This window comes from Kordiimonas sp., assembly GCF_965216265.1.
Classification (GTDB): domain Bacteria; phylum Pseudomonadota; class Alphaproteobacteria; order Sphingomonadales; family Kordiimonadaceae; genus Kordiimonas.
The window spans coordinates 959,737-972,762 of the sequence record NZ_OZ244153.1 but is presented as its reverse complement, the minus strand read 5'-3'; the positions used below and the strand labels follow the sequence as shown (position 1 = coordinate 972,762).

13 protein-coding genes are annotated in these 13,026 nt (G+C 55.2%); 6 read left to right on the top strand and 7 right to left on the bottom strand.

The window, feature by feature from the left end; all coding sequences use genetic code 11:
• Nucleotides 1-24: 24 nt before the first annotated feature.
• Complete coding sequence (locus ACOOGA_RS04510) at nucleotides 25-504, top strand: Lrp/AsnC family transcriptional regulator (RefSeq protein WP_417460459.1); 480 nt, start codon at nucleotides 25-27, stop codon at nucleotides 502-504.
• 91 nt (nucleotides 505-595) lie between these two features.
• On the opposite strand, the gene ACOOGA_RS04505 is transcribed toward ACOOGA_RS04510, so the two are convergent.
• The 3 genes from ACOOGA_RS04505 to greA form a co-directional block, all read right to left on the bottom strand.
• Entirely contained in the window at nucleotides 596-1,279 is a 684-nt protein-coding gene (locus tag ACOOGA_RS04505; RefSeq protein WP_417460458.1) for a class I SAM-dependent methyltransferase, read from the bottom strand.
• Between the two features lie 27 nt (nucleotides 1,280-1,306).
• On the bottom strand, nucleotides 1,307-1,768 hold the full coding sequence (locus ACOOGA_RS04500; RefSeq protein WP_417460457.1) for an RrF2 family transcriptional regulator: 462 nt from the start codon (nucleotides 1,766-1,768) through the stop codon (nucleotides 1,307-1,309).
• Between the two features lie 122 nt (nucleotides 1,769-1,890).
• Entirely contained in the window at nucleotides 1,891-2,364 is a 474-nt protein-coding gene (gene greA / locus ACOOGA_RS04495) for a transcription elongation factor GreA (protein ID WP_417460456.1), read from the bottom strand.
• A 291-nt stretch (nucleotides 2,365-2,655) separates the two neighbouring features.
• Here greA and ACOOGA_RS04490 point away from each other — a divergent pair, with 291 nt between their 5' ends.
• Nucleotides 2,656-3,732 (top strand): calcium-binding protein, encoded by a 1,077-nt coding sequence (locus tag ACOOGA_RS04490; protein ID WP_417460455.1) that lies wholly within the window; start codon nucleotides 2,656-2,658, stop codon nucleotides 3,730-3,732.
• A 123-nt stretch (nucleotides 3,733-3,855) separates the two neighbouring features.
• Here ACOOGA_RS04490 and carB read toward each other — a convergent pair whose 3' ends face one another.
• Nucleotides 3,856-7,107 carry a carbamoyl-phosphate synthase large subunit gene (gene carB, locus ACOOGA_RS04485; RefSeq protein ID WP_417460454.1) on the bottom strand — a complete coding sequence of 1,084 codons (3,252 nt, stop codon included), beginning with the start codon at nucleotides 7,105-7,107 and terminating at the stop codon, nucleotides 3,856-3,858.
• Between the two features lie 17 nt (nucleotides 7,108-7,124).
• Complete coding sequence (gene carA, locus ACOOGA_RS04480) at nucleotides 7,125-8,306, bottom strand: glutamine-hydrolyzing carbamoyl-phosphate synthase small subunit (protein ID WP_417460453.1); 1,182 nt, start codon at nucleotides 8,304-8,306, stop codon at nucleotides 7,125-7,127.
• 264 nt (nucleotides 8,307-8,570) lie between these two features.
• Here carA and ACOOGA_RS04475 point away from each other — a divergent pair, with 264 nt between their 5' ends.
• Nucleotides 8,571-9,026, top strand: coding sequence for a GatB/YqeY domain-containing protein (locus tag ACOOGA_RS04475; protein WP_417460452.1), 456 nt, complete (start codon nucleotides 8,571-8,573; stop codon nucleotides 9,024-9,026).
• A 33-nt stretch (nucleotides 9,027-9,059) separates the two neighbouring features.
• Complete coding sequence (locus ACOOGA_RS04470) at nucleotides 9,060-9,362, top strand: hypothetical protein (RefSeq protein ID WP_420429620.1); 303 nt, start codon at nucleotides 9,060-9,062, stop codon at nucleotides 9,360-9,362.
• Nucleotides 9,363-9,449: 87 nt separating this feature from the next.
• On the opposite strand, the gene ACOOGA_RS04465 is transcribed toward ACOOGA_RS04470, so the two are convergent.
• Together ACOOGA_RS04465 and ACOOGA_RS04460 are read right to left on the bottom strand one after the other, a co-directional pair.
• Nucleotides 9,450-9,668, bottom strand: coding sequence for a hypothetical protein (locus tag ACOOGA_RS04465; RefSeq protein WP_417460451.1), 219 nt, complete (start codon nucleotides 9,666-9,668; stop codon nucleotides 9,450-9,452).
• 46 nt (nucleotides 9,669-9,714) lie between these two features.
• Entirely contained in the window at nucleotides 9,715-9,924 is a 210-nt protein-coding gene (locus ACOOGA_RS04460; protein ID WP_417460450.1) for a hypothetical protein, read from the bottom strand.
• A 102-nt stretch (nucleotides 9,925-10,026) separates the two neighbouring features.
• Here ACOOGA_RS04460 and ACOOGA_RS04455 point away from each other — a divergent pair, with 102 nt between their 5' ends.
• On the top strand, nucleotides 10,027-10,935 hold the full coding sequence (locus ACOOGA_RS04455; RefSeq protein ID WP_417460449.1) for a LysR substrate-binding domain-containing protein: 909 nt from the start codon (nucleotides 10,027-10,029) through the stop codon (nucleotides 10,933-10,935).
• 149 nt (nucleotides 10,936-11,084) lie between these two features.
• Nucleotides 11,085-12,995, top strand: coding sequence for a DNA primase (gene dnaG, locus ACOOGA_RS04450; RefSeq protein ID WP_417460448.1), 1,911 nt, complete (start codon nucleotides 11,085-11,087; stop codon nucleotides 12,993-12,995).
• The last annotated feature ends 31 nt before the right edge of the window (nucleotides 12,996-13,026 follow it).

Here is a 13,026-nt window from a genome sequence, read left to right as displayed (position 1 = left end):
GAGTTTATTCAAGGAGTTATTCTGATGGGGCGTGTCAAACTTGATGCCGTCGACCGCAAAATCTTGTCGTGCCTTCAGGCTGAAGGGCGCATTACCAACGTGGAACTTGCGGAACGTGTTGGCATAACTGCACCGCCTTGTCTCAGACGTGTACGCGCGCTTGAGGAAGAAGGGTACATCAAAGGCTATCATGCGGACCTGGATCAGGAAGCGCTTGGTTATGGCCTTACTGTCTTCGCCATGGTCGGGCTTCACAGTCAGGCCGAACATGACCTGCAGAAATTTGAACACCAATGCCATAACTGGCCGATGGTGCGTGAATGTTTCATGCTGAACGGTGAGATTGATTTCATTCTCAAGATCGTTGCGCGTGATCTGGCAGCCTTCCAGCATTTCCTGACGGGCGAGCTGACACCTTCACCCAATGTGGCCAGCGTGAAAACATCGCTGACAATCCGCACCAGCAAACACACGCCGGGTGTACCACTTCCTGAAGTGGGATAAGCGGACCAGCGTGGTCAAATAACAGATCTGTATCAAAGCCTGCCTTACCCGCAGGCTTTTTCATGCTGGTAGAGAGGGTAGCCGAGAGCCCTCAGGCGTAAGCTACCCAGCCCCGGAAGGTGAAGCCGGTATAAAATATCTCGACACCTGAAAAGCCAGCACTACGGAGAAGATCTTCTTCCTCCGCCGGGCTCAGGAGATTGAGGTGCGTCTCAATAGCCGAGCGCATGGTTTCCACTTTTTCAGTATCTGCGCCGGAACCGAGCGCAAAGGCAGCGTAGCGCCCGAGCCAACGCACACGGCTTTCATCCTGCGGGAAGCTCGAATGTGCGGCGATGAAAGGTGCACCTGGTTTGAGGCGGCTCTTAATTTCGCGGAGCGTTTGCAGGCGGTCTTCAGTTGACAGGAAGTGCAGCACGAGCATGCAGGTGGCCGCGTCAAACGGCTCGTCTTGCGGCGCGGCGTCAATGTAACCCTCAATCAGGCGTGCGCGCGGTGCATGCTCGCCCATAATATCGCTCGCCAGCGCCAGCATTTGCGGGGCCGGGTCAACACCGGTGAATGTCCAGCCAGAATAGGCGTCAGCAAAGGCCTTCATTTCCATGCCGCCGCCCGCGCCCACCACCAACACATGGGCGTCTCTTGGTGCGTGTTCCGCTAGCAGGATACCAGTCATGCGGTGTAATCCCGCTAGGCCGGGCACGAACTTTGGCGGGCCTTCGACATATTTCCGAACGGCTTCAGGGTCTGAAAACGGCGTGAGTAATTCGCTCATGGTTGGGCTCCGGGGGTGTTGAAATGATCAGGAAGTGTGGGCCGTGCTGCTGTGGTGGTTTTGGTGATTTTTAAAACGAGCATGGAAGTCGGCGCTTAGGCTCGCGAGAGTAACTTCGCCAAAGCGTTTGAGCAGCAAAGCCTCGGCTTCCTCAAAGGTTTCGCCAAGGGCGGCGTTAACTGCTTGTTCCACAAGGCAGCCGGGGCTTTCCGTGCGGTTGCCGATGGCCAGAAGGGCAGGGCTGTTGAGCGCTGTGTATATGTCGTGCAGTGTGATGTCTTCAAGCGGGCGGCTGATCGACCATCCGCCGCCGTGCCCTTTCTCTGAGCTGACGTAGCCTGCGCGTTTGAGCCCCGCCATGATGCGCCGGATAACAACCGGGTTTGTACACATGGCTTTTGCGAGCATTTCGGATGTGGTTGGTCTGTCATGCTCTGCCATATGCAGAAGAACGTGGAGGATGCCGGAAAGTTTGCTGTCTCTTTTCATGTAACTTTATATGTTACGTGATATGACAAAGGTCAAGTCGAATAATGACGAGGCTAATAAAAAAGCCCGCTCAGGGCGAGCGGGCTTTTTTATTCATGGTTTAGAGGGGCTTATATGAGAGCTTATTTGAACTCGAGCTTGAGGATTTCATAATAGCGCTCACCACCCGGGGTTTTCACCTCAACCTCGGCCCCTACGTTTCGGCCGATCAGGGCACGCGCGATGGGAGACTGATATGAGATTTTACCCTTTTTGACGTCGCCTTCATCAGCGCCGACAATCTGGTAAACAACTTCATCGTCGTCTTCGTCGATAAGGGTAACGGTCGCACCAAAAACAACACGGTCACCGGAAAGAGACGAGGGGTCAATTACCTGAGCGCGGGAGAGCTTGCCTTCAAGTTCCATAATGCGGCCTTCGATATGACCCTGCCGCTCTTTCGCAGCATGATATTCAGCGTTCTCGGACAGATCGCCGTGCGCGCGCGCTTCTTCGATGGCAGCTACCACAGAGGGGCGTTCGACAGATTTCAGGTTCTTGAGTTCTGCAGCCAGACGGTCATAACCGTCCTGAAGCATGGGGACTTTTTCGTTCATGTATCCCGTCCATTTTCATTCTTATTGAGCGCGGCATTTCTCGGAAACCGATCAAAGGCCCCGATGGCCGCACTTATACAAAACAGGAGCGCCGACCCAAGAGGGCCGGCGCACCTAAACCTACTTAACCATGAATTTCATTTTTTTCAAGCCTGATTCGACGCGAAGCCTCTTAGGCATAGCCCATTTGGGTCATGTGGACGTTGGCGCGCTCGCGTAAATCACCCTTTAGGAACGGCGATACCGGGGGCGGTAAAAACGTCAATCAATATTTTGGATGGAGCAAGGCCAATGTCAGATGATGGTTTGTGTGATATTAAAATCTCGGATTTTAAGGGTATTTTTGATTTAGCGTATCAGATAATCGGGTCCTACGAGTTTAGCTGGGACGAACTTCTGGAAAGGCTCTTAACTTTCCCACTTGATGACGCCACCAAGGATACGCTGAGGGAAAGTATTGAGATCATCAAGGACAACCCTGATGTTATCGACCTCAGCAAAGAGAAGGTGGACGAGTATTTTGCCGAGTATGGCGACATCACCCTTTGTGAGCTTTCCGAAAATCTCGGTGGTGACACCGGCGGTTCCGGCGGCGGCACTGGTGGTACGGGCGGGGGCACGATAACTGATCTGGTGCCGGGTAACCCGCTGTTTGATGCCATCCAGAAGGGTGCAAACGGTAACGACCAGCTGTTTGGCGACGCGATTAACGACCGCATTCAAGGGCTGGCAGGCGATGACACTATCGCAGGTGGTGCCGGCTCAGATGTACTGTTTGGCAAACTGGGCGACGACATCATATATGCCGACGACTTCGAATCCGCGCTTGCGGCTGTTGTGGGCGTTGTCAACAAACTGTGGGGTGGTGCGGGCAACGATTCCCTTTATGGCGGTGGCTCGTCTGATGTGCTGGGCGGCGGCGCTGGTGATGATTATGTAGAAGGCGGCGCTGGTGATGACACTCTGTTTGCCCGTGACGGTGCCGACGAGATGGACGGCGGGGCAGGCGACGACCTGATGTTCGGAGGTGCTGGTGACGACTTCATGGAAGCACGCGACGGTGACGATACGCTGTGGGGCGGTGCCGGTAACGACAATATGGACGGTGGTGCCGGTGCCGATACCTTCGGCTTCAACGGAAATTCTGGTGACGATGAGGTTTGGAGCTTCAACGTAGACGAAGACGCGCTCGATCTCTCCGGTGCCGTGTATGACTTTATCGACATGACTGATGTGGCTGCACGTTCGAGCACAACCACAAACGCGCAGAATGTGTCTGGTGTGATGATTGACCTTGGTGGGGGTAACAGCGTGTGGCTTGCCCAGGTCGACTACAGCGATATCTCCAACGTGAGTGTCGTTTTCTAAGCAAAGGCAAACTATGGCCCAGCCTTTAACACCGCCGCGCTTGCGGCGGTGTTTTTTGTGGTGGGAAATAATAAAGCCCCGGCGCAATGTCCGGGGCTTTTGTATGTTGGGCTTAGTTTTGCCTTAGGCGGCGAAGTCCTGCAGGGGTTTTACGTCCAGTTTCTTTTCACGAAGGGCTTTGAGCGCCTGAACTGCCGCCGCCGCCGCTGCCATCGTGGTGAAATATGGCAGTTTCATCAGAAGGGCGGTGTTCCTGAGCGCATAGCTGTCCTTGATGGCCTGTTTGCCCTCGGTGGTGTTGAACATGAGCTGAATTTCACCGTTCTTCATGATATCTAACACATGCGGGCGCTGGCCATCTGTGACCTTGAACACGCGTTTCACTTCATGCCCGTTGGCTTTCAGATAATCCGCCGTGCCGCCCGTGGCCACAACCTCATAGCCCATGGCCAGCAGGTCTTTCACAAGCGCCACAAGCGCGTATTTGTCGCTGTCTTTCACCGAGACGAAGACCTGGCCTTTTTCCGGCAGCTTCACACCTGCCGCAAGCTGGGACTTGTAGAACGCCATGGCGAAGTTGGCGTCGATGCCCATGACCTCACCGGTTGATTTCATCTCTGGCCCGAGAAGCACGTCAACACCGGGGAAGCGCGCCCACGGGATTACCACTTCCTTCACCGCCACATGCTCGGTGATCGGGTCTTTAAGTTCAAACTCTGTCAGCTTGGCACCGGCCATCACTTGCGCCGCAATCGCCGCAACCGGGTAACCAACGGCCTTGGCCACAAAAGGCACTGTGCGGCTGGCGCGCGGGTTTACCTCAATCAGGTAAACGTCGCCGTCCTTCACCGCGAACTGAACGTTCATCAAGCCTACAACATTCAGCGCTTTTGCGAGCGCCTTTGCCTGACGTTTCACCTCGTTCACGATACCGACGGGCAGACTGTATGGTGGGAGGGAGCAAGCGCTGTCACCTGAGTGGATGCCAGCTTCCTCGATATGTTCCATGATGCCTGCAATATGGATGTTTTCACCGTCCGACAGGGCGTCCACGTCTACCTCGATGGCGTCACGCAGGAAACCGTCGATCAGCACAGGGCTGTCGCCAGATACTTGCACCGCTTCATTGATGTAACGGTCAAGGCCCTCCTGGTCATGCACAATCTCCATTGCGCGGCCACCCAGCACATAACTTGGGCGAATAAGCACAGGGTAGCCAACACGGTCGGCAACCTTGATGGCTTCTTCATGGCTGCGCGCAAGGCCGTTTTCAGGCTGCTTGAGGCCAAGGCGTACAACCAGATCCTGGAACCGTTCACGATCTTCCGCGAGGTCGATGGCGTCAGGGCTTGTGCCAAGGATCGGGATACCTGCGGCTTCAAGTGCGTGCGCAAGCTTGAGTGGGGTTTGCCCACCAAACTGCACGATCACACCTTTAACGGTGCCGTTTTCCTGTTCCTTGCGGATGATCTCAATCACATCTTCGGCCGTCAGCGGCTCGAAATATAGCCGGTCTGAGGTGTCATAGTCGGTGGAAACCGTCTCAGGGTTGCAGTTGATCATGATGGTCTCATAACCTGCATCCGAGAGGGAGAAACACGCATGACAGCAACAATAATCAAACTCGATGCCCTGGCCGATACGGTTTGGCCCGCCGCCAAGAATGATGATTTTCTCGCGGTCTGTTGGCATGCTTTCGCACTCAGCGCCTTCACCGTCCGCGAAGGTTTCATAGCTTGAGTACATATATGGCGTGCGGGCATCAAATTCCGCCGCGCAGGTATCAATACGCTTGAAGCTTGGGCGCACACCGCTGTCGTGCCGCGCTTTGAAGACCGCCGCTTCCGGCAGGCCAGCAAGCTGTGCGAGCCGCGCGTCAGAGAAGCCCATCATCTTGAGCTTGCGCAGTTTGCGCGTATCAGACGGCAGGCCGTTTGCGGTAACACCGGCTTCTGCGTCCACAATCGATTTGATCTGGCGCAGGAACCAAGGTTCATAATGGGTGATGGCGTTGATATCCTCGAGGCTCATGCCCTCACGCATGGCCTGCGCGATACGGAGGATACGGTCAGGCCGCGCCACAGCAAGCTCGCGGCGGATCGCTTTCACGTCACCTGAGCCGGGTTGGTAATTCTTGAATTCAACTTCATTGAGGCCAGTGAGCCCGGTTTCCATGGAGCGCATGGCCTTTTGCAGGCTTTCCGCAAAGTTACGGCCCACAGCCATGGCTTCACCCACTGATTTCATTGCAGTGGAAAGCACGGCTTCGCTGCCCGCGAACTTCTCAAAGGTGAAGCGCGGCACTTTGGTGACCACATAGTCGATGGTGGGTTCAAACGACGCGGGCGTGACGCCGGTGATGTCGTTATCCAGCTCATCAAGCGTGTAACCAACCGCGAGCTTGGCCGCGACCTTTGCGATCGGGAAGCCGGTTGCCTTGGATGCCAGCGCAGAGGACCGGCTCACACGTGGGTTCATCTCAATTACGATCAGGCGGCCATTTTCCGGGTTTACGGCGAACTGTACGTTCGAGCCACCGGTTTCAACACCAATCTCGCGCAGCACGGCAATGCTGGCGTTGCGCATCATCTGGTATTCTTTGTCTGTGAGCGTCAGCGCTGGCGCCACCGTGATGCTGTCGCCGGTGTGTACGCCCATCGGGTCTACGTTCTCGATGGAGCAGATGATGATGCAGTTGTCGTTTTTGTCACGCACGACTTCCATCTCATATTCTTTCCAGCCGAGGATGCTTTCTTCCACCAGTACTTCCGTGGTGGGGGAGGCATCAAGGCCGGAGGCCACGATGGCAAGGAACTCTTCCTTGTTATAGGCCACCCCGCCGCCGGTGCCGCCCATGGTGAAGGACGGGCGGATAATAGCGGGCAGGCCGATCCACTCGAGGATTTCAAGCGCTTCATCAATGGTGTGTGCGGTTTTGCCGCGGCATGTCTCAAGCCCGATTTTTGCCATGGCCGTATTGAAACGGCTGCGGTCTTCCGCCTTGTCGATGGCGTCTTCGGATGCGCCAATCAGCTGCACACCGTATTTCTTTAATGTGCCGTCTTGCGAGAGCGCGAGCGCGGTGTTGAGGCCGGTTTGCCCGCCCATGGTGGGCAGCACAGCGTCAGGGCGCTCTTTCTCGATAATCTTGGCGACAACTTCCGGGGTGATCGGCTCTATATAGGTGGCGTCCGCCAGTTCCGGGTCGGTCATGATGGTGGCGGGGTTTGAGTTGACGAGGATAACCCTGTATCCTTCTTCCCGAAGCGCCTTACACGCCTGTGTACCGGAATAGTCAAATTCACAAGCCTGACCGATCACAATGGGACCGGCGCCGATGATCAGGATGCTTTTGATGTCGGTGCGTTTTGGCATTGGTGGTCCCTTATATCCTAGGCTGCGTTTTTGGGGGTCTGGATCATGTCCATGAACTGCTCAAACAGATAGAAGCTGTCCTGTGGGCCTGGGCTGGCTTCCGGGTGCTGTTGAACAGAGAAGATAGGCTTGTCTATGCACTCAATCCCGCAGACGGTTTTGTCAAACAGGCTGATGTGGCTGATTTTCACATTATCCGGCAGGCTGTCACCATCGACCGAGAAGCCGTGGTTCATACTGGTGATTTCCACCTTGCCTGAGCGCAGGTCTTTCACTGGGTGGTTGGCGCCCCGGTGGCCCTGGTGCATCTTGTAGGTCTTGCCGCCGAAGGCAAGCGCCAGAAGCTGGTGGCCAAGGCAGATGCCGAAGATCGGCAGGCCGCTTTCAATCAGCTTTTTGATCACCGGCAGGGCATATTCGCCAGTAGCAGCCGGGTCGCCCGGGCCGTTTGAGAGGAAAATGCCGTCAGGCTTAAGGCCCATGATTTCATCATAGCTTGCGGTGGCGGGCACGACCGTGACGCGTGCGCCAGTGGCAGCGAGGCAGCGCAGGATGTTATCCTTCGCACCATAATCAACCGCCACAACATGGGCTTTTGCGTTCTCAAGCGTGCCGTAGCCGGCGGCCACGGTCCAGCGGGTGCCGCTCCACTCATATGTTTTATCGCAGGTAACTTCCTTGGCGAGGTCCATGCCTTCAAGGCCGGGCCACTCTTTGGCTTTGCCGAGCAGGGCCTTAATATCGAACTTGCCGTCTTTACTATAAGCAACCACGCCGTTTGGTGCGCCGTTATTGCGGATATGGCGGGTAAGCTTGCGGGTATCAACACCGGAGATGCCAACAAGACCCATCGTTTGGGTCCAGCTGTGCAGATGGCCTTCCGCGCGGAAGTTGGCCGGGTCTGTGACATCATCGCGGATCACCAGCGCGCGGGAGGCTGCCGTGGCGCGTTCCATGTCTTCATCATTCGTGCCTACGTTGCCGATGTGCGGGAAGGTGAAGGTGATGATCTGGCCTGCGTAGGAAGGGTCTGTCAGGATTTCCTGATAGCCGGTCATGGAGGTGTTGAAGCACACCTCGCCAACGGCATCGCCCTCTCTTCCAAATCCATATCCCCAGAAAACAGTGCCGTCTGAAAGCACAAGAACTGCAGTAATATCATCTGCCGGTGGTTTTAGGGGTAGTGTGGATTCGGTCATGGGGGCGGTTTCCTCCTGCCTGATGGGTCACACATATCCCTTGCATATCAAGGGATTAGCCGGTAAAACGTCCCGCCCGTGGCTAGGGCTTGGCTCCGGCCAAATTGACGGGACAATAAGCGTAAGGCTCAATTGGGTCAAGTAAAGAATTTAAAAAAATATTCAATAAAATCAATGGTTTAAAGGGCGTGTCTTTGTTTGCTTGCGACGGTGGCTTCAGGTATGATCTCGCCTTCCTAACCATGGAAACAAGGTGACAGGGTAATGTTACGGGACGAACTCAATCAATCGATGAAAGCAGCCATGCGGGCAAAAGAGGCTCGCAAGCTATCCACCATCCGCCTCATTCTGGCGGCTGTAAAGGAAAAGGATATCGAGCTGCGGACCGCGAATTCTGACGACCGCGACGATGACGCCGTTATCACCGATATCCTATCCAAGATGGTGAAGCAGCGCAACGACAGCATCAAGGCTTATGAAGAAGCCGGGCGCTGTGAACTTGCGGAGCGTGAGCGCGAAGAAATTGGCATCATCCAGAACTTCCTGCCCAAGCAGTTGACAGATGCCGAGATCAAGGCCGTGTGTGAAGCTGTTGTGGCGGAAATTGGCGCAACCGGCCTGAAGGACATTGGCCGCTGTATGGCTGTGCTGAAGGAAAAATACGCCGGCCAGATGGATTTCGCGAAAGCCAGCGGCACGATCAAGGCGCTGCTGAGCTAGTTGCGGATCACTTCTTCAAATCTAGATAGTAAGTTGCTGAAGGCCACGCAAACGTTGGTTGGTGGGCTATGTATGGTGTCAACGACTGTATCACTTGCGGTTGCTAGTGTGGTGATTGGGCTGTCGCCCCTCTTTGTTGGTATACTGACTATTGGGACGAATAGTCGCGAAGGGGCGGTCTGGCAGCTTGTGCAGTTGTTGCTTCCGTTGATCCTGCCAACAGCGAGCCTGGTGTTTTATGGAAAATTCAAGGCTGTAGGCTTTTGGGGTCTGGGGATGCCCGTTGTATTGGCGGCGCCTGTGCCCGCACTTTGGCTGTATTTTCTGTTGGTATAGAACAGCGCAATTAATAAAATGCGGCTGGTCAGGATGTCCTGATCAGCCGCCTAGTTTTTTGGGGGTAAGGCTTCGGTAGTAGCGTGCTCAAACGCTACCCAGATGCCGGGCGGAGCGGGTGAGAATGATCATCGGCTTGCCTTCATGGTCATACTCAACGCCTTTGCGCTCTTCTTTTGGGGCCTGCATGGCCGCATAACGCATCAGTTCGTCTTGCGGGGCCAGCATCACCAGCAGGTTTGAAAGAAAACTCCGCTTGTATGGTGGAGTGTCGGCTCCTTGTGCCTCTGTCTGTTTGGTGCTCATTTTATCCTCATGCCGTTTTGGCTTATGCGCTTGGGGGTGTTTTTAATCAGCAGTTTGGCGCCCCGCAGACCTGATCAAAGGACGGTCCTGCAACAATGGGTGCGCGGCGTTTGGGCTCATTTTGCTCAAGCTTTTCCGCTTCTTTGTGGATGATGCGGGTGGTGTAGAGCAGCTTTTCGTCACTTGGTGCCAATAGCGTAGCTAAATTCTGCCAAAAGCTGGCGTTATGTCTGTGGCTTGGATATTTCTTAGTCATTGTTCTTCTCCTGTGTCGCTGTTATCCTTGATTTTGTTACGATAGGGAGAAATTACAAATTCATAGTTTTAAGCCTAAGGCTTAATTTTACTAAGGCTCGGTATGCGTTATAAATTGCAGTCGCTCTCAGGTTTACTTGCCTTTGACGCCACGGCGCGGCACGGCAGCCTGACACTTGCGGCAAAAGAGCTGGGCCGGACCCAAAGCGCGGTGAGCCAGCAGGTGAAGGGGCTTGAAGAACAGCTTGGTTTTTCCCTCTTTATCCGCCGTCCGCGTGAGGTGGAGCTCACCCCTGCCGGGCGGGCGCTTGCCAAGTCGGTGAAAAACGCACTTGAGGGCATCGATACGACCGTCACCACGCTGACGCGGCGCAATGAGCCCAATGTCATTCGCCTCTCGGCCTATCACTCCTTCGCCATTCAGTGGCTGATCCCATGCCTGCCGCGTTTCAATATGGTCCACCCCGAGATTGATATCCGTGTAAACGCTGACGACCATCAGGTCGACGTGGCGGCGGAAGGATACGACCTGGCCATTCGTGGCGGATGGCTTGGTAAATTGCCGCCGGGAGTTAAACCCCTGCGCGTTGAGACCTATATGCCGGTATACGCCCCAAGTCTTTCGGGTGGCGAGTTGATCACGCGGGATAATCTGGCTGACTACCCGCTTGTTGGATATGAGGACCGCAGCTATTGGAACGACTGGTTGGACCACAATGATATTCAGCTCGCTGATCCGGATTTCAGCAAAACTTACAGCCACTCCGGCCTTCTGGTACAAGCGGCTATTGTTGGGGCGGGTGTTGGCCTTGCCCCGCTGGCCACAGCCGCGCAGGCGCTAAGGGACGGCAGGCTTCGGTGCGTGGGCGGCAGGCCGTCCAGCAATGGCTACTGTTTCTACACTGTTGCCTCAGAGGAACCGCCACCCGAGAAGGTGGCCGTGTTTATCGATTGGCTGCATGAAGAGATGGAACAAATGGAAGTGGATCTAAAGCTGTTTTTTGCCGGATAGCATATAGTGTCCAGTATCGGCATCATAAGGTAGACTCCTGCTAGCCTTCTCCGGTAAACAGAACAGGTTGCTGCGTTGTGGTATATACAGCGAGGGGGCGCATTTCATTTCTCTGATGATTTGGTCATTTCTCTGATGGTTTGGGTGGTATGGCGCTTAGTCCGCAATTTCTGGATGAGCTGAAGCACAGGTTTACACTGTCTGACGTTGTTGGACGGCAGGTAAAGCTTGTTCATCGCGGGCGGGAGCATTCCGGCCTGTGCCCTTTCCACAGCGAAAAATCACCGTCATTCACCGTGAACGACCAGAAAGGCTTCTATCACTGCTTTGGCTGCGGCGCGCATGGCAGCGTTATCGACTTTGTCATGAACACCCAGGGCATGGAGTTCATGGAAGCTATTGAAGTGCTGGCCGGGGAAGTAGGCATGGAAGTGCCCAAACCGAGCCGAGAGCAGGTAGAGCGGGACAAAAAACGCGGCACACTTTCAGAAGTGATGGACGTGGTTGCCAACTGGTACATGGCCCAGCTTAAAGGGCAGGTTGGCCGTACGGCATATGACTATATTAAAGGTCGCGGCCTCACAGATGAGACCCTCAAACGTTTCCAGCTTGGGTATGCACCTGCGAGCCGCACTGCGCTCAAGGATGCCATGCTGGCACGCAACATTGGGGAAGATCAGCTTATCGAGACCGGAATGCTTATAAAGCCGGAAGGCGGTGGTGCGTCTTATGACCGCTTCCGGGACAGGCTGATGTTCCCTATCACCGACCGGCAGGGCCGGGTGATTGCTTTTGGCGGGCGTGCGCTTTCAAAAGATGCCAAGGCGAAATATCTGAACAGCCCGGAGACGCCTATCTTCCACAAGGGGGCCACACTTTATAACTGGGCCAACGCACGCGCTGCATCCTATGACGCGGGCCAGGTGATGGTAGTGGAAGGGTATATGGATGTTATCGCACTTGCGCAGTATGGCATCGATTATGCTGTGGCACCGCTTGGTACTGCGCTGACGGAAGAGCAGATATCGCACCTCTGGCAGATGGCGGATGAGCCGATCCTCTCGTTCGATGGTGATAACGCTGGTATGCGGGCCGCAAGCCGCGCGGTGGAGCGCGCGCTACCGATGCTGAAAGCTGGCAAGTCGCTACGCTTCATTATCATGCCGGACGGCGAAGATCCGGATAGCCTGGTGCAGAAAGAAGGCAAGCAGGCCATCGAGCGCTTGATTGATAGCGCAAGCCCGCTTGTGAATGTGCTCTGGAATAACCTGACAGGCGGCACAGCGTCTGACACGCCAGAGCGCCGCGCTGGGCTTGAGAAAAAGATATTCGGTGCGCTTTCCGATATCGAAGACGAAAATGTCAAAAAACTTTACCAGAGCGAATTTCGCTCTCGCCTGTGGGAGCATTTCAAACCACCGAGGGCCAAAGGGCAGCAGGCGCGAGGCCAGTCGCCTTTTGTGCAGGGGCGTGGGCAGGGCGGTTTCAAGCGGCGACCCCCTCCGGCAACGGGGTTATTGGGCCAGACATCAATCGGGCGCAGCCGTGGCATTGGACCGGTGACGGACCGGATGGAGAAGGTCATTATCCTCACGCTCGTGCATCATCCCGAGATCATGATCAAACATGAGGAAGAGGTTGCGCACCTTGAGTTCAGCGTTCCGGGACTTGACGGCATACGCAATGCCCTATTAGAGAAGGCCGCACTTGCGGAAAGACTTGACCATGAGGCTGTCCTTACCCATTTGGAGGGAAGGGCAGAGATGGTGACGCTCACGAAGCTTCTGAGCGAGCGCGGTCTAAGGGACGACTGGTTCGCCTGGGACGATGCGGCCTTGTCTGATGCATTGACGGGATTTGAACATACAGTATCGAGATTCCAGCACATCACGGCAGCACACGCGGCTTATGTGCAGGCTGAGGCCGACTATGCGGCCGACATGACGGACGAAAATCATGCGCGTTTTGTGGCGGCTCAGGAAGCCTATCGGGCGCTTGAGGAAAAAGTTGCGGATAAAGAAGGCTATCGGCTCGAATCAGGACGGTTTTCTTTCAATTAATATGGTATAGACTGCGATTCGCGCAGATCTG